We start from the raw sequence: 17,635 nt of genomic DNA on the forward strand, positions 1-17,635 counted from the left end.
AAATCATAGTACATCCTTTTTTTTGTGAAACATCAAGGATGTGAAAATCGAAAGAATAATCCCGAAAGCCTATACGTTATCGTGGAGACGGATACACTTTTTTCGCTTCGTCTATTGCTCAAAGAGGAGCTGCGTTCTGCCGGACGGGGTCCCGTTTATCAGCAATGGCTTTAGCCATTCCCTACCGATTAGCAATTGAATTGAGCCTTATGCGAAACATTGAAAAGCAATTGCTATAGTCTGAGTAGCACGGCACCCCGACAAGTTACGACAACCGGATATCCGAAAATCTCAACTTTCATCCTCTAAAATCAAGGATGTTTTGTGCAGGGAGAAACGTGATTTTCGAAGCCGAACAACTGCCATGCCCAAAACAATTGAGGCGAGCAAGACGTTGATATTGCGTTTGCACCTGACCAGGTAGTGGAGGGGATAGCCGCCAAGGTTGGCAGGAAGGCGATTACAGGACCCTTGCCGGAGATGCGCTTTATTTTTGGGGTGCAGGCAAGTTGTTTGTTCCGGCAGAAATGGATCAGTCCGGCAATGCATATTTTTATCACGATGATGGAGATTCGAAAACACACCTTTTTATACCGGATTTTGCTATTTGTTGCAGTCGTGGCAGTGCCCGTTTATTTGTTGATCGAGTCATTGGGGGAACAAGCCGAACAGGAGGAGACAGAGGTCTTTTTTACAGGCAAGGAAACTTGCAAGGAATGTCATCTTGCGGAATATCGCGACTGGGAACAATCGCACCACCGAAGAGCCATGGATTATGCAACCGAGCAGACCGTTCGTGGCGATTTTAACGGGACAAGCCTGCAGGCGCAGGGACGGACACACCGATTTTTCAGGGAGAGTGGTAAGTTTATGGTCAATACCGATGGGGCTGACGGGCAGATGCATGATTTTGAAGTGAAATATGTCTTTGGCTACACGCCTCTGCAACAGTACCTGGTCGGGTTTCCGGGTGGACGTCTGCAAACCCTGCCGCTAGCCTGGGATGCGGAGAACCGGAAATGGTATCATCTGGCAGATCACCTGTATGCCGATCAGACTATCGATTCGAACAACTGGCTGCATTGGACCAACCAGGCCCAGAACTGGAACAGTATGTGTGCCGACTGTCATTCAACCAACCTGGTTAAGGGCTATGATCCGCAGACGGACTCGTATCAAACCAGCTGGTCCGAGATTAATGTCAGCTGCGAGGCTTGTCATGGCCCCGGTTCCCGGCATCTGGAGTGGGCCTCTTTAGCCGACGAGGAGCGTGGAAGGATGGCCAATTTTGGCTTGCAAGTAAAAACCAGCGGCATCGACCATCAGCAATATGTCAATAACTGCGTTCGCTGTCATAGTCGTCGCGAGGCATTGCAGGATTTCGATCATTCGTCGGCAAGTATTTATGATCATCTGATTCCCAATTTACCGGAAGACCCGACCTGGTTTATTGACGGGCAAATTCAGGACGAGGACTATGTATATGCTTCCTTCCTTCAGAGTAAAATGCACACTAAGGCTGTTCGGTGTAATAATTGTCATAATGTGCACAGCGGAAAACTGTTGTTCGGAAATCAGGGGCGGCAGTACAACCAGCTTTGTGCACAATGTCATCAACCCGAAATTTATGATACCCCTGAGCATCATTTTCATAAAACAGAAGGGATGCCCGGCAAGGGGCTGGTGAGCGTATCGGGGAAAAAATTTGACGTTGGCTCGGGATCCCTCTGTATCAACTGTCACATGCACGGTCGCTACTATATGGGCGTGGACTACCGCCGCGACCATAGTTTTCGCATCCCTCGTCCCGATTTATCGATCAGATATGGGGTTCCGAATGCCTGTAATCAATGTCACACCGATAAAACGAATGAATGGGCCGACGACTATATTACGCAGTGGTTCGGTAAAAGCCGCCGGTATCATTATGCTGAAGCATTTGCCGCTGCCCGGCGGGAAGAGCCCGGCGCTGCTCAGCAGTTGAAAGCGATCAGTGGGGACGAGCTGTATCCGGTAAACGTTCGGGCCTTGGCCGTTCAGCATCTGGGAAATTACTTTCCGGATTCGCTAAAGGCTGCGGGGGATGCTTTCCTGCACGATGGGGATCCAACCATCCGGCTGGCTGCTGTGCGTGCTGTCCCGCTTGCTACAACTGCCGATATTCAGCGCCTGTTGCCCATGCTGAACGATGATACAAAAGCTATCCGAACCGAGGCCGCACATCTCTTGCTGGCAGTGGGCGAAGCACAGATTCCTGCTTCCTATCAAGCGGCTTTTAAACAAGCCTGTGCCGAATACGAACAAACGTTGATGTATAATGCCGACTTTCCGGGTGGTAAGTTTAATTTGGGCAATTTTTACTATAACCAGGGCGAAATAGAACAAGCCGTGCGGTACTATGCCAAGGCGTTGGAGCAGGATCGGGAACTGCATTTTGTGAAGCTGAATATGGCCTATAGTTACAATAAACTTGGTCAGAATGGGAAAGCGGCAGCTTGTTTTGCCGATTATCTGACACACGAGCCCGCAGATGCCGCGGCCTTGTATTCGTACGGTTTGTTGCTGGCTGAGATGGGCAGCTATGAGCAGTCGCTGGAGATCTTGCTTCGGTCGTACCAGCAGGATCGGCATCGTCCGAGAGTGGCTCATAATATTGCCATGATGTACGACTTTATGGGCCAAAAGAAATTGGCCGCGGACTACCTGATCCGGGAAGTTGAATTGATGGGGGATTATAACAGTAAGGCCGAATTGTTACGCTTTTATCTGAGCAACCAGATGAAAACGAAGGCATTGGTTCTGTCAAGGGGTATGCTGGCACAGTTCCCCGGCAATGGCGAGCTGAATGAGCTTGTAGAACAGCTGGAACGATAGCAGCAGTTGGTGGGGACTGGCAGATGGTGCAGCCTGTTTTGCGGAATCAAGAAATCGGAGGTCTGGTTGGTAAGAACGGCTTTGCAAGGCCAACAGTACCGACTAAATTCTACCCCGTAAGGAACCCGCAACATAGAATGACGATACTGTCTCTATCTGGCGGTCTTTGGGGTGGTTATAGCGGTGATTCAATGAAGCCTCCAATGGCCGGCGTATGCTAGCAACGCTTGCTTTGATGTTAAGTGTCATAGGATTGGTTTTATTGCAGGTGTTTTTTAATATTCATTCGTTGATGTAAAATTCGAACGATTTCCACAATGTCATTTCCCACTTTTCGGTAAAAAATAAGATGCGATTTTATTTTAGTCACACGGTAATTCTTTCGAGTATATTCAACTGATTTTCCAGTAGAAAAGTGGTCCGCAATAAATTCGATTTCTCCGATTATCAATTCGTAATATCTGTCCGCCTGCTCTTTCGACCATCTGTTGAGCGTGTAAACCCAAATTCTGTTCAAGTCATTAATAGCCTCTTGACTTATGCGGTATTTATTTCGACTCATAAGTGTTTGCGATGTAATTCAGTCAGATTTTGTTTTGGATCGAAATCTTCAATAAATCCGCTTTGTTCACCTATTTCAAGAGCTTTAATTAATTCTTTTTCTTTTTTTTCTTCCCGTTCTAAAAGTCGTAAGGCAGAACGAATTACCTCGCTAACAGAACTGTATCTGCCCGATTTCACCTCCTCATTTATAAAATTCTCGAAGTGATCGCCAAGTGATATTGATGTGTTTTTCCCCATTTTAACTACAAGTTTAATCAAATGTACCAAATCGTGGTAACGTAGCCAAATTGCACGCAACAGTGAGCAGTCGGCTAAGCAAAGGGGAGGGTAGCCAAGGGGGGCCGCTCATCCGGCTCTTGCAAACAACGCTAAACGTTTTAGCGTGTTGTGCCTCCTTGCCAATGGTCGAGTAAGCCCGTATATGTACGCAACGCTTGATTAGGGGCTAAGTGTTATAGCTCGGCTTTTATTTTTTCCCAATGTCAAATACGACAAATACTTTACTCTCTAATACAATCTTTTTCCCATTTGGAAGACTAGTGTCTTCTCCAGAACCTGAGAGTGAATCACATTCGTATGGTGCATTGTTTCGAGAATACTGTTGAATCGGTTCTATGTCAGAGATTGTATTTGTTCCAACTATTTTAATGTTAGCTAGTTTTGTGTATTGTTCTGCTTTTTCTTGAGCATCTAAAAATGCCAATTCTCTAACCTTCTTTAAATGTTCCTTTTTGTTTTTAAGATTGTAATTTATTTTACATTGTTTCATATTTGATAGTAATCCCGATATGCGACTAATGAAAATCTTTGCCATCGTTTCATTTTCAGAAGTAACATCCATTTCAATAGTTACTTGCTGTTCAACTTTATAACCGACAAAAATATAGGTGTTCTTTTTCCACTCATATTCAAGGTCAAAATTCAAATCAACAACATTTACAATCTCTTTTTTTATCCCAACCGATTCTGCCAACCGATAGAGGCTTGTCATATCTTTGTTTATTTTTTTCAGTGAATTATCCATTGTGTCAGATATGCAGCCCAGGGAAACATCGATTGTAAAATAGTTTGGTTTTACGAAAATTCTTGAATAACCCGTGACTGAAACTATGTATTCTTTTTCCTTCATTGAGGTCATGGTGTTGTTTGATTTATTGATAGGTTGCTGTTCCTTAAAACTACCTGTGGCGTTCTAGTAATTCATCCATCGTTATCGTATGCTGTTAAATTAGCAATAATAATTAACATTGCTATTCTGTTGTTTTGTTTAAAAACGAATGTTGGTAAAAATCCGGTTGAACGATTCCCCGGTCGAGATCCCCCTTTTTTGCGAATTTTTGTTCCCGAAACAACCGGAATTTCGTCGGAGCAAAGCCTACCTTTCTGTAAGGTTCCTGTATGCTTTCTGTAAGCTTACTGTATCTGAAGATAGAGAAAGCTAGTTGAATGCCCGTGGAAAAATGGGCAAAAGTCTGGTGTTTGCATGGAGCAAGCTCGTTGTGGATTGCTGGGTGTTCGGATTATCGGAGGGCTGGATTGTAGGATTTCCGGATTGTTAGATTGCTGGATTGTCGGATTGAGGGATTGAAGGATCGACGGATTGAATGCCTGATGGACCAGCAACCAGTAACCAGCAACCCGCCAGCCTGAAAGGCCAGGTCAATTCAGCCCGGGCTGAGCGACGAAGCCTGCCTGTGGTAGGCAAGGAGCGGCACTCCGGGATAGAACGTCCCCACGTCGCCCATCGATGTCGGGAAAAGCGCCGATGCTGCTGACGATGAATTTCCAATATTCAATATCGAATAAGCTTATGGGCTCCGAGCGAATACGCATCTTGCCAGTTGTCAATGGTAGATTGTTAAATGGTAAATTAACCCTTGCTACGACTGATCACTGGCCCCCGGGAGGATGTAGAAAATGTCACTGTTGGTCAGGTTTATTCTTGCAACCGGCCGTTGAGCTCGTATACCGATGCATGTTCGGCGTTTCTGATGTAGCCCTTGCTGGTAAGTGCATGAATCAGTTTTGCGCCGTTCGTGGGCGAAATATTCAAGTTTTTCAGGATGTTACCGTAGAGGCACTGCCCATCCTGACTAAGTAAGCGGACGATGGCTTGTTCTTCTTCATTTAGTTCATTCAGGCTAATGATATTTGTTGTCATACGCTGTTTGGTTTTTGGTTTTCGGGGATTTCAAATTCCTTGTATTGTTGGCAGTTGTCCCAGCCTTTCTGTCCGCGATGGCAAAAGACATTGCGGTACAGAAAAAGCGGCAGGCCCGGTGTTTTATGTTTTCCGGCAAACACCGGGCATTGGTTGGCATGGGGACAACGTTGTCCTAACTTTCGCTCTGCCATTCTATAGTTGTTTATAATACAAGTTCATACTTTCGAGCTGTCCGGCAATATTGGTGTTCTGAATCAGTGTTCCGGCATACCGGTAATTGCGTCGCAGAAAGGTTTTATTCATCGGCAGCGAGTTGAGCCGCGCAATGGTATAGAGTGTCTTAATTTTCAGACTCAGCATCTCGCGTTCCATATATTCCAACAGGTGTAGCGACAGGCCTTTGCCCAGGTGTCCGGGTAGGGTCGAGAAATCGGTCATTTCCGCATTTCCGCCTTTAAAGTCGATCTCGGACGATGATAAAGCGACCAGCTTTCCATCCTGTTCGGCTCCAAAATACATGACGTTGTCGGCCATGGTTTGGCGAATGTATTCGGGATCGAAAATCGGGAAAGGATAACTGGCAAACACCTGTTGGTAGATGGCTGCAGTCGGTTCTGCATCCTCCGGCGTTAATTGCCGGAGGGTATAGCCTTGTGGTAAACTGCGCTTGTTGCTTGTTGACGTGGCTGTTGCAAACAGTTTCCGCAACTGCTGTAGCTGTTCCTGTTCGCGAAGCTGTGCACGTTCGGCATGGCGGTACCGAGCCATGAAAAAGGCATCTTCCCGGCCCTGGTAAAAGTCCGGGATGATGGCCTCGGCAGTGAATCCATCATCCTGAAAACGAGCTACCAGATGTTGTGGTATTTTGCAAAACAACTTACCATAATCCTGTTCTTCGGCTAGCTGGTTCAGCTGCGTCAGAATCTCCGCTTCATCGCCCGGATGGACCTTCATCAGGTAAATCCGGTCGTTGTGCTTTCCGTGCTGGAGCAGTGAGCCGTGTCCCAGCTCAAGCAGTGTGTCGGTCGTTGTTTGTATTGTTGGGTTAGTCATTGATGTCTCTTCGTTGCAGGCGTTCGTTATTTTCCGGAATCAGCGAGATGGTATCGCAGGAATCCGACAGTAATTTTTCAATCCCAATAGCTTCGTTTTCGTCCACCCCATCGATGTTGAGCTCCAGGGTGCATTCCGAACAATTGCGGTCGCAATTTTTAAGCTCGTAGCTGTCGGGTTCCTGGTAAGTGGTGATAACACCTTCGTAGTTACGAAGCACCACTTTGTTGGTCGACCAGGAAATGATGTAGTTGGGCATCACCGGTATTTTGCCACCGCCGCCGGGCGCGTCAATAACGTAGGTGGGGCGTGCAAAACCACTGGTGTGGCCAATCAGGCTCTCCATAATTTCAATGCCTTTGCCAATGGGCGTGCGGAAATGCGAGAGCCCTTCCGATAAGTCGCATTGGTACAAATAATAAGGGCGTACCCGGTTTTGTACCAGCTTGTGAAGCAGCGATTTCATGATGCGCGGGCAGTCGTTCACATCGGCCAGTAAAACCGATTGGTTGCCCAGCGGAAAACCTCCGTCGGCCAATTTGGCCAGTGCTTCCCGGGAGGAGGCTGTAATCTCGTTGGGGTGGTTGAAGTGGGTGTTGATCCACAAAGGCTGGTACTTTTTCAAGATCGACACCAGCTTGTCGGTAACACGGTAGGGGAGAACCACTGGCATGCGTGTACCCAGACGGATGATCTCAACATGCGGAATTTGGCTGATCTCTGAGAGCAACCAATCCAACTTTTCGTCCGGCAACATCAGCGGGTCGCCACCCGAGAGCAACACATCGCGTACCTGTGGGGTTTGTTTGATGTAGTCGATCCCTTTGCGTAGCTGCTCCTTTGAGGGGACAAAGTCGATATCGCCGACCTTGCGCTTGCGGGTGCAATGGCGGCAATACATGGCGCATACATTGCTGACATGAAACAACACCCGGTCGGGGTAGCGGTGCGTGATTCCCTCTACCGGACTGTCCTTGTCTTCCGACAGCGGATCGGCCAGCTCCGACGGCAGGGTTGTCAGCTCCTCGACAGCTCCGAAGGCTTGTTTAAATACCGGGTCATTTTTATAGTTTTTTTTGTCGATCAGCGATAAGTAATACGGCGTGATGGAAAGCGGAAATTTGGCGAAGGTAGCTTCCAGCTGCGCGCGCTCCTCATCCGAAAACCGAATCCCTGTCAGGTATTCGAATTGCTCCAGATTGCGGATGTGGTGCTTGAGCTGCCATTTCCAGTCTTTCCAGTTTGATAATTGTGGTTTGTCGTCGATTTTGTTTGCAAGTGCCTGTTGCGAATTGGTGTAAATCATAGATTACTCTTTTCCTCTTTTATATGGTTCAAATTTCAGCGATTGCTGTATCGTGGCCTGCATGGGCCTGTTATTTCAGGTGTTGCATGAAGAGGTGCCTGCACTCTGCCCTGAAAGTAGAATAGTTTCTGTGCGAACAAAAATACAAAAATTGATTGGTAAAATGAAGTTGAAGCCGATTGTTCAGGCAGTTGTGTCGTTCGTTAGATCGATTAGTTTGATTGTGTTTTTATCAATGTGTTGAATGTTTTTGTTTTGTAATGGCGTGTATGTGAGATGGTAGGGGCTGTGGTGAGCGGGTTTTGCCCGGTGCGTGGAAACGTCTTCCATAGAATCAGTTTAAATTTCGAGATCCGTAGCGGTCGAATGTGAATTGTTTGTGTAGAAATGAATATATAGGGGACGGATTGACGGACTGACGGACTGAAGGAGTCGCAGCCAGTGATAATTTGCAATTTAACGATTTACTATTGACGATTGGGAGAAACCGCAGTCGCAGTCGCAGTCGCAGTCACAGTCACAGTCACAGTCGCAGTCGCAGTCGCAGTCGCAGTCGCGGACTACTGGATATTCGGATTACTGGATTGAAGGATTGAAGGATTGAAGGATTGAATGCCTGATGGACTAGCAACCAGTAACCAGCAACCAGCAACCAGTAACCAGCAACCAGTAACCAGCAACCAGTAACCAGCAACCAGTAACCAGCAACCAGTAGCCAGCAACCAGTAGCCAGCAACCCGCCAGCCTGAAAGGCCAGTGTCTTTTCCTAAAATACCCGGTAGCGGATGCCCAGCGACAGCCCGATGATGTCCCATGCATGGATGGTTTGATTGCCAATGGCGCTGATCACATAAAGGTCGTTGGTGCTTATTTCGTAATAAAACGACAGCTCCTTCCCAAACAGAGGCGACTTGTCGAGTTTCAGGGTGATGGCCTGCCCCACGAAAATATTGAAGCGTGTGTTGACAGCCCAAAAGTAGTAGCCATTGGGATAACGCTCCGGGAGTTTATTCCAGAAATATTCGCCAAATATTTTATTCAGGTAGGCGCCTGTCGTGAGCGGCTCGAAGCTGAAGTCGTCATTTATCGACAAACGCCAGGGAGTGTATGTTTCTTTTAAGGTGATGGTTACATGGCCATCCTGCCGGTTCATCTTAGGGATAAATCCCAGGAAAAGGTCGGTCTCCCACTGGTTCTTTTTGCCGTAGTACCAGCCTACCGAGCCGGAGAACATCCCCATCGATCCGGCGAACTGAAGCTTATTTTGCTTGGGGATCAAATTGGCCCACTTGCGTCTTATTTGTTCTTCTTTTTGAACGCGTCGGGCTTCGCGGTCAGCGTATTTTGAGTTTTCTTCGGCCCACAGCGGCAGGCTTAGGATTAAAAATGAAAGACATAAAAGGAGTGTTGTTTTCATGGCAGAGGCAATTAAAATTGTTCGATCGTGTAGCTGTAGTTCTCGGGCGTGACGGTAAAGACCATATAGCTTCGTTTGGAAATATCTTCGCAGCCATAGTACAGTATGCCATTGTCGAAGAAATCATTGACCTCTAATTGGTGGTTGTGCCCGTGCAGGCAGAAACGCAGGTTTTTATACTCCCCGAGAATATGATTGAACATCAGTGCCGAATTGTTATTAAACTGGTCGCTGTAGGGTGGTGCATGCATCACAACAATCGTTTGATCAATGTCGGCCGAGTCGGTCATAAACCCCAGCATATAATCGAAATCGGGAACAGGGGTGGAATAGTCAAACTCGAGTGCATTCGTGTTCAGACAAATAAACCGGGTGCGGTGCGAGACGAAGGAGAAGTTGTAATCGCCAAAAACGGTCAGGTAAACTTCCTTGCCATGACCAATAACATCGTGGTTGCCGATTAACGTCACGAAAGGAACTTGCAGCTTGTCTAGGATATCGTACATCCATTCATATTCCTTACTAAGGCCAAAGTCGGTAATGTCGCCGGCATGGATCACAAAATCAATATCGTTGCGTTGGTTGATGTTGTCAACGAAATCCTCTGTTTCGTCGTAATAGCGCTGACTGTCGCCAATAAGCACAAAGCGAAGCGTGTCTGATTGATTGTCCTGGAGTTCAATCTTTGCGATGTTTGCCGCGTTCACCTCAGTTTTGTCAAAGTTTTGAGTGTCATAAGGATGGTACTCGAATAGCTCGCAGGATGCGAGAAATAAGAGCACGACCGGGTAAAGCCACGATCTTTTGATGTGCTGAAGCATTGTTTCCATAACGTTGTTTTCTGTTTTCAGCATCAAAATTACATCGTTTTGCCCAATGTGCAGGGGATGGGCGGTGAGGGTTAATAATTTCGTAACAATAGTTGATCTTGTCAACTATGCTGTTTTTGCTCACTTGCTGGTATTGAAATCATTCCGACAGCAATTAATTGGGACGGCTGTGTTTGTTTGAAATTCGGCAGAAGTCTCGGAAAATCTTAACTTTGCAGCTTATACAAAAAACGAGATAAGGCTATATGCAAAAGAAAATTATGTTGCTGGGGTCCGGCGAATTAGGGAAGGAGTTTGTAATTGCTGCACAGCGTTGGGGACAAACCGTTATTGCTGTCGACAGTTATGCCAATGCGCCGGCTATGCAAGTGGCTGACGCTTGCGAGGTCATCAATATGTTGGATGGCGCGGCACTTGACCAAATTGTTGCCAAGCATCAGCCGGATTTAATTGTTCCGGAGATTGAGGCGATCCGTACCGAACGTTTTTACGACTACGAAAAGCAAGGTATTCAGGTGGTGCCCTCGGCTAAGGCTGCAAACTTCACCATGAACCGCAAAGCGATTCGTGACCTGGCAGCGAAAGAGCTGGGCTTGAAAACCGCCAATTACCGCTACGCCAAAACCTTCGAGGAACTGAAAGCTGCCGTTGAGGTGGTGGGTATTCCTTGCGTGGTGAAGCCACTGATGTCGTCGTCGGGTAAAGGTCAGTCGACCATTAAAACCGAAGAAGAAATTGAAAAAGCCTGGAAAATTGCTGCGGAAAAGGGGCGCGGTGATGCCGAAGAGGTTATTGTTGAGGCTTTTGTTCCTTTTATCAGCGAGATTACCTTGTTGACGGTGACCCAGAAGAACGGCGATACCTTGTTTTGTAAGTCGATTGGTCACCGCCAGGAGCGGGGTGATTACCAGGAGAGCTGGCAGCCCGCCGCACTGCCCGAAGGTTTCGAGGAGCAAGCACAGCAAATGGCTGCTAAAGTCACAAAAGCACTTGGCGGAGCCGGTATTTGGGGCGTTGAGTTTTTCATTACAGCCGATGGCGTGGTATTCAGCGAATTGTCACCCCGGCCGCACGATACCGGTATGGTCACTTTAGCCGGTACGCAAAACCTGAACGAGTTTGAGCTGCACTGTCGCGCGGTGTTGGGCTTGCCCATTCCGGAGATCCGTCAGGAAAAAGCGGGTGCCAGTGCCGTTGTTTTGTCGGGCATTGAAACTAACAATCCGGTTTATACGGGCTGGGATGTTGTGTGCCAAAATCCACAAGCCGATTTCCGTTTATTCGGCAAAGAAGCCGCGCGCGAACATCGCCGGATGGGGGTTGTGTTGTTAAATTCAGAGCCCGATGCCGATACGCTGGAGCTTCAAAAGCAAGCCCGCGAGCTGGCCGATAAAGTAGCGGTGAAAGCGAACTAGCCTGCCGGTTTCGTTTTGTGCAAGCTACGATTGCGTAAAAAGATAAGTCAAGAAGAAGAGAGGTGAAATGCCTCTCTTTTTGTATTTTAGACCTAACCAAAAGCTCAGGTCTATGATGCGTTACCTTCCTTTTTTAGTACTGCTGGTTTTGCTCGGCTGTAGCAAAAGTTCGGACGATACACCGGAACCAGATCCTGTGTCTTCGGATTTGTATTTCCCGCCGGTGACTTCTGATTCGTGGGAAAGTTTGACTCCCGCCAGCTTGGGCTGGAATGAAACAGCATTGAATGAGCTCTACAGCTATCTGGAAGAACAAAACTCCCGGGCTTTGATCATCCTGAAGGATGGAAAGATGGTTGTTGAAAAGTATTGGGGCAAGAATCTGTTGGGAAATGCTGACTTTACAGCTGCCACGCCATGGTATTGGGCGTCGGCAGGAAAGACGCTAACGGCTTTTTTAACGGGAATAGCACAAGAGGAAGGATTGCTGGACATCGCGGATCAAACATCGGAGTATTTGGGTGAAGGCTGGACGAGTGCACCCAAGGCAAAGGAGGACTTGATCACCATTCGCCATCAGCTGACCATGACCACCGGTTTGGACTACGATGTTGACGATCTCGACTGCACCGATCCTTCGTGCTTGCAGTACAAGGCCGATGCCGGTACACAGTGGTTTTATCACAACGCAGCCTATACCTTGATTGAGCAGGTGATTAGCAATGCTTCGGGTGAAACGTATAATGATTTCACGCATGAGAAGGTAGAGCAACCAACCGGTATGAAAGGAACCTGGATTCAAACCGGTGAAAATAATGTGTATTACAGCACGGCCCGCGATGCTGCCCGGTTTGGTTTGTTGCTGCTGAACAAAGGGACCTGGGATAAGGCAGCTGTACTATCGGACCAGGACTATTTTACCGCCATGACCAATACCTCACAAAACATCAACTTATCGTACGGGTATCTCACCTGGCTGAATGGCAAAGAATCGGTTATTTTACCGGGCTTAACCATCCCTGTCAACTATACAATAGCACCTGCTGCACCGGATGATTTATATGCTGCGATGGGGAAGAACGGGCAGTTTATCGATGTAATTCCCTCTGTCAATCTGGTGGTTGTTCGGATGGGTGAAGCACCGAACGACGCCTTGTTGCCCTTGCAATTGCACCTGAGCATGTGGGAAAAAATTGCAGCTGCTATTCCGTTTGAATAGTGGCTATTTGATTTCGCAGGAGTTGGAAATCTTTAGGTTGAATACCGACGGGTATTTGTCCATCAGCTGGCGCATTGTTCCTGTCAGTAGGGCCATCACCGGTTCATATTCGCCACGCAGCAACGTACTCATTGTTCCGGTTTCAGTCTCAACATCAGCTTGCTTGTCAAGCAGGGCCAGTAATTCGTTAACCGGTTCTTCGTAGCGTTCCTGCAGCGGGTAATAGCTTATTTCAACGGTGATGTGCATAGCTTAATCTTCTTTTTGAACACAGGCAGCCAAAAACACCCCCGGAACTGTTTTTGCATCATCTGTTCCATCCAATACTTCCGAATTGGCCGTGAGATGAACACATTCGACAATTTGGGGTATCCCAAAGCTTTCCAGATAGGTTTCCAGATCGTTTTTTGTCATAAACTCACCGTGGCAGTATACCGGATCGTCTGCTTTGTTTTTTCCTAAAACTGAACTGTCATTCAAACAGCCAACGATCAACCAGCCTCCGGGTTTTAAAACGCGGTACATTTGAGCAAAGGCTTGCATTTGGTCTTCAACAAATTCAAGTGCGGTGATGACGGCGATATTTTCAACAGACTCGCTTTCGATCGATAAGTTCATCATATCCGCTTTTCGGAATTCCACGCGTCCGGCCAGTTTTTGGCGGGCATGGGCAAACATGGCATCAGAGACTTCGGAGGCAGTAACCGTAAAGCCCTGTTCCAGGAAAAACTCCGTCCAGTGACCGGTGCCACTGCCCAATTCAAGAAGTTTTCCGCGCGGAACGTCCTTCATTACTTCCAGCAAGGCTGCACGTTCCAATTCGTCTACTTTTTTGCCAAATTCTGTTTCGTAATACGAATCGTAAGCATTGGCAACTGTCTCGTCTGCAAAAATATTCATCTGCTCATTTTATTTCGTTTCAAAAATAGGATGAAATTCGATACCAACGACCTCTTTGTGCTTCAAAATAAAAGAAGACGGATTGAAGCCCTTCCGGTCAGAGGCTTAAACGGATAATTCCTGAATCAGATCTTTTTGTCTGATATAAGTTGGCGTAAAACAAATAGTTAAGTCGAAAATAATTTAGAGGGTGAGCGTATCAGCAACACCAAAAATGTCTACTTTTGATTTCAAATTGATCGACGGTATGCTTATACTTCTGACATTAACACACTCTTATCGCCGCCTTTTCAATTGCCTGATGTTCTACGACCAGGCAGCCTAAATCTCTGTGCCTTGTTTCACGTATCCGAAACAGGGAGCAATCCATTTCTTATTTTTTAACGAGATACTTTGTGCACGACAATGTGTATGAAGGTTTTTCAGGCTTTTTACTTTAACAGACTAAAATATTTAACCAGATGGATAGTGCTATCCTTAATAAGACACCAGAGCGGGCAGCTGGTTCTGCAAGTAATTACAGTTCAAAGAAGAGTGGACTTCCCGGAATGAATGAACGTATTCAGAAGTTACGCAAACTGAGCGTTGAAACAGAGCCTTCGCTGGATATTGAGCGTGCTTTGATTGAAACCGCCTTTTACAAAGAGAACTACGGCAAATATTCAATTCCTGTATTGCGGGCATTGAACTTCATGGAGATTTGCCAAAAGAAAACCATCTATATTGGTGAAGGAGAATTGATTGTTGGTGAACGTGGTCCGAAGCCGAAATGTGTGCCAACTTTTCCAGAGCTGACTTGCCACAGCGTGGAAGATTTAAATGTGTTGAATACGCGCGAACTGCAACGCTATACGATTTCACAAGAAGATATTGATACTTATGAGCGCGAGGTAATTCCTTACTGGGAAGGGCGTACCATGCGCGAGCGTATTTTCAGTCACGTGCCCAAAGAGTGGCAGGCTGCTTACGAAGCAGGTTTGTTCACCGAATTTATGGAACAACGTGCACCCGGCCATACCGCATTGGACGGAAAGATCTATCAGAAAGGACTTTTGGACTTCAAAAAAGACATTCAGGCTCATATCGATCGTCTGGATTTTATGAACGATCCGGAAGCAACCGATAAATTGGAAGAGCTGAAAGCGATGGCTATTTCGTGTGATGCAGCCATTGTGTTTTCTGAGCGTCACGCCGATTTAGCAGAAGAATTGGCTGAAAAAGAAACCAGTCCGAAACGGGCAGCCGAACTGCGTAAAATTGCAGAGGTCTGTCGTTGGGTGCCGGCTCATGCGCCACGTACCTTCCACGAAGCGATTCAGATGTACTGGTGGATGCACTTGGGTACAATCACGGAACTGAATGGTTGGGATGCGATGAACCCGGGGCACTTCGATCAGCACCTGGAGCCATTTTATTACAAACAGTTGGATGAAGGAACTTTAAGCCGCGATGAGGCGAAGGAATTGCTTTGCTGCTTCTGGATTAAAGTGAACAACCAGCCGGCACCTCCGAAGGTGGGTATTACCGCAAAAGAAAGTGGTACTTACAACGACTTCACCAACCTGAACATTGGCGGTGTTCGCCGGGACGGTTCGGATGGTACCAGTGAGGTATCTTATATCATGCTCGAGATCATTGAGGACTTACATATTTTGCAACCGGGAAGTGCCATTCACATTAGTTCACGGACACCGGAACGCTTCCTGAAAGCAGGATGTAAAGTGATTCGCCAGGGACACGGTTATCCTTCGGTTTTCAACCCGGATACTTATATCATGGAATTGGTGCGGCAGGGTAAATCGCTGGATGATGCTCGCGAAGGAGGTTGTAGTGGCTGTATCGAGGTTGGAGCATTCGGTAAGGAAGCCTACATCCTGACCGGTTATCTGAACGTACCGAAAGTATTGGAGGTGACGCTCAACAACGGAATTGACCCGGTAACCGGTAAGGTGGCAGGGATCGCAACCGGCGATCCGCGCGATTTCAAAAGCTACGATGAATTGTATGAAGCCTTCCTGAAGCAGCTCAACTTTATCGTTGATCAGAAGATTCGCGTAAGCAACTACATCGACCGTATGTTTGCCAAATATGCACCGGCGCCGCTGTTGTCGGTTTTGATGGACGACTGTATTAAAAAAGGACGTGACTATTACGACGCGGGTCCTCGTTACAATACAAACTACATTCAGTGTACTGGTTTAGGAACAGTTACCGATAGCTTAAGTACGTTGAAAAAACACGTGTTCGAGGCGAAGACATTTTCGATGGACACGATTTTGGATGCTGTAGCCTGCAACTTTGAAGGCGAAGAGATTTTGCGTCAAACCATCCTGAACAACACGCCTTTCTTCGGAAACGATTCTGAATATGCCGATACGATTGCCGTGCAGATTTACGATGACTTGTTGGCAGCCATCGATGGAAAACCAAATACAAAAGGAGAAACGTTCCATCTGAATATGTTGTCGACAACTTGCCACGTATATTTTGGTAAGGTGATGGGAGCAACGCCTAACGGACGTTTGGCTGGTAAATCGATCTCTGATGGTACTTCACCGTCACACGGTTGCGATACCCACGGCCCTTCAGCGGTGATTCGTTCATTAACCAAGTTGGATCAAACAAAGTCGGGAGGTACGCTGCTGAACCAGCGATTCCTGCCAAGCTTGCTGAAGCGTGACGAGGATATCGCTAAGTTGGCTAAACTGATTCGTACCTATTTTGCGATGGGAGGTCACCATATTCAATTCAACATTGTGGATACCGCAACTTTGCTTGCCGCACAGGCTTGTCCGGAAGATTACAAAGACTTGCTTGTGCGTATGGCCGGTTACAGCGACTATTTCAACGATATGAATGCCGACTTGCAACAGGAAGTGATTGATCGGACCGAAAATGAATCATTCTAATATGCTAACATTCTAATCGTCGAATATTCCAATGAGTTTGATTTTCGATATTAAGAAATATGCGATCAATGACGGACCGGGTATTCGGATAACGCTCTTTTTTAAAGGGTGTCCGTTGTCCTGCGTGTGGTGTCATAATCCTGAAAGCATCAACAGCCAGGCTCAAAAAATGTACACGGCGTCAAAATGTATCGGAGCAGTTAAGTGCATTGAGGTCTGTCCGCATGATGCGCTGACTTTAACGCCCGATGGCATAAAAACGGATGTTGAGCGTTGTACGCTGTGTGGCAAATGTGCTGAAGTATGCCCGACGAAAGCCATAGAGATGTCGGGGCGGGAATATACAACGCCTGAGTTGATGCGCATCATTGAGCGGGAAACGGTCTTTTTTGATCAGTCGGACGGAGGCGTAACGTTCTCCGGAGGAGAACCGCTGATGCATCACCGAAAGTTGATTGAACTGCTCGATCGTTGTGGCGAACGGGACATTCACCGGGTGGTGGATACAACGTTCTTTGCCAAAACGGATTTGGTACTGGAAGTTGCCAAAAGGACTGAGCTTTTCTTGGTTGACCTGAAAGCCTGGAATTCGGATGTGCATCGCAAATATACGGGTGTGCCGAACGCGCAAATCCTGAATAACATTCGGGCTTTAGCTGAAAACGGCAGTGATTTCATTATCCGCATTCCGTTTATTCAAGGGGTAAATGCCGATGAGGAAACCTTGCAAAATGAAGCTGAATTTTTGGCATCGTTGCCGTGGCACCGTAAAGAAGTGAACTTGTTACCATATCATGATATCGCGAAAGGGAAGCACCAGAAGCTGGGTAATAGCTACGAGCCCGGTGAGCTGGCTCCCCCTTCCGATGATGATCTGGAACTTGCGCAGCAGATCTTTGCAGCGCATGGCATCCGAGCCACCGTTGGTGGTTAAAAAAGAGAAACTTTAGGATAGATAACGCAAAAACCTTCATCCTCCCGGCA

At 47.0% G+C, this 17,635-nt stretch carries 16 protein-coding genes; 5 read left to right on the top strand and 11 right to left on the bottom strand.

Annotated features, from left to right (window positions below; all coding sequences use genetic code 11):
* The first annotated feature begins 543 nt into the window (after positions 1–543).
* Positions 544–2,874, top strand: coding sequence for a multiheme c-type cytochrome (locus C8N47_RS16190; protein ID WP_170111427.1), 2,331 nt, complete (start codon positions 544–546; stop codon positions 2,872–2,874).
* Between the two features lie 259 nt (positions 2,875–3,133).
* Here C8N47_RS16190 and C8N47_RS19135 read toward each other — a convergent pair whose 3' ends face one another.
* From C8N47_RS19135 to C8N47_RS16240, 9 genes are all read right to left on the bottom strand, one after another.
* Positions 3,134–3,436 (bottom strand): type II toxin-antitoxin system RelE/ParE family toxin, encoded by a 303-nt coding sequence (locus C8N47_RS19135; protein WP_107823620.1) that lies wholly within the window; start codon positions 3,434–3,436, stop codon positions 3,134–3,136.
* The gene (locus C8N47_RS16200) at positions 3,433–3,675 is read right to left on the bottom strand and encodes a type II toxin-antitoxin system ParD family antitoxin (RefSeq protein WP_107823621.1); all 243 of its coding nucleotides are present in this window, start codon (positions 3,673–3,675) and stop codon (positions 3,433–3,435) included. The genes C8N47_RS19135 and C8N47_RS16200 overlap by 4 nt, the downstream gene beginning before the upstream one ends.
* Before the next feature lie 229 nt (positions 3,676–3,904).
* The gene (locus C8N47_RS16205) at positions 3,905–4,567 is read right to left on the bottom strand and encodes an SIMPL domain-containing protein (RefSeq protein ID WP_170111428.1); all 663 of its coding nucleotides are present in this window, start codon (positions 4,565–4,567) and stop codon (positions 3,905–3,907) included.
* Positions 4,568–5,374: 807 nt separating this feature from the next.
* Complete coding sequence (locus C8N47_RS16210) at positions 5,375–5,599, bottom strand: hypothetical protein (RefSeq protein WP_107823623.1); 225 nt, start codon at positions 5,597–5,599, stop codon at positions 5,375–5,377.
* Positions 5,596–5,793, bottom strand: coding sequence for a hypothetical protein (locus C8N47_RS16215; protein ID WP_107823624.1), 198 nt, complete (start codon positions 5,791–5,793; stop codon positions 5,596–5,598). The genes C8N47_RS16210 and C8N47_RS16215 overlap by 4 nt, the downstream gene beginning before the upstream one ends.
* A gap of 1 nt (position 5,794) precedes the next feature.
* On the bottom strand, positions 5,795–6,655 hold the full coding sequence (ablB, locus tag C8N47_RS16220; protein ID WP_107823625.1) for a putative beta-lysine N-acetyltransferase: 861 nt from the start codon (positions 6,653–6,655) through the stop codon (positions 5,795–5,797).
* A complete protein-coding gene (gene kamA, locus C8N47_RS16225; protein ID WP_107823626.1) occupies positions 6,648–7,961 on the bottom strand; it encodes a lysine 2,3-aminomutase in 1,314 nt (437 codons plus the stop codon). The genes ablB and kamA overlap by 8 nt, the downstream gene beginning before the upstream one ends.
* Before the next feature lie 766 nt (positions 7,962–8,727).
* Positions 8,728–9,378, bottom strand: a complete 651-nt coding sequence (locus C8N47_RS16235) for a hypothetical protein (RefSeq protein WP_107823628.1) — start codon at positions 9,376–9,378, stop codon at positions 8,728–8,730.
* A gap of 11 nt (positions 9,379–9,389) precedes the next feature.
* Complete coding sequence (locus C8N47_RS16240; protein WP_211316181.1) at positions 9,390–10,208, bottom strand: metallophosphoesterase family protein; 819 nt, start codon at positions 10,206–10,208, stop codon at positions 9,390–9,392.
* Between the two features lie 245 nt (positions 10,209–10,453).
* Here C8N47_RS16240 and purT point away from each other — a divergent pair, with 245 nt between their 5' ends.
* Both purT and C8N47_RS16250 read left to right on the top strand, forming a co-directional pair.
* Entirely contained in the window at positions 10,454–11,623 is a 1,170-nt protein-coding gene (purT, locus tag C8N47_RS16245; protein WP_107823629.1) for a formate-dependent phosphoribosylglycinamide formyltransferase, read from the top strand.
* A 112-nt stretch (positions 11,624–11,735) separates the two neighbouring features.
* Positions 11,736–12,842 (top strand): serine hydrolase domain-containing protein, encoded by a 1,107-nt coding sequence (locus C8N47_RS16250; protein ID WP_107823630.1) that lies wholly within the window; start codon positions 11,736–11,738, stop codon positions 12,840–12,842.
* A 3-nt stretch (positions 12,843–12,845) separates the two neighbouring features.
* Here the strand turns inward: C8N47_RS16250 and C8N47_RS16255 are convergent, their stop codons facing one another.
* Complete coding sequence (locus tag C8N47_RS16255; RefSeq protein ID WP_107823631.1) at positions 12,846–13,091, bottom strand: thiamine-binding protein; 246 nt, start codon at positions 13,089–13,091, stop codon at positions 12,846–12,848.
* 3 nt (positions 13,092–13,094) lie between these two features.
* Entirely contained in the window at positions 13,095–13,742 is a 648-nt protein-coding gene (locus tag C8N47_RS16260) for a class I SAM-dependent methyltransferase (protein WP_107823632.1), read from the bottom strand.
* Between the two features lie 461 nt (positions 13,743–14,203).
* Between C8N47_RS16260 and hypD the strand changes: the two genes are divergently transcribed.
* Positions 14,204–16,651: a trans-4-hydroxy-L-proline dehydratase gene (gene hypD, locus C8N47_RS16265; RefSeq protein WP_245915734.1), complete on the top strand. Its 2,448-nt coding sequence runs from the start codon at positions 14,204–14,206 to the stop codon at positions 16,649–16,651.
* Positions 16,652–16,682: 31 nt separating this feature from the next.
* Positions 16,683–17,585, top strand: coding sequence for a glycyl-radical enzyme activating protein (locus C8N47_RS16270; RefSeq protein ID WP_107823634.1), 903 nt, complete (start codon positions 16,683–16,685; stop codon positions 17,583–17,585).
* The last annotated feature ends 50 nt before the right edge of the window (positions 17,586–17,635 follow it).

The organism is Mangrovibacterium marinum (assembly GCF_003046625.1).
GTDB classification, from domain to species: Bacteria; Bacteroidota; Bacteroidia; order Bacteroidales; family Prolixibacteraceae; genus Mangrovibacterium; species Mangrovibacterium marinum.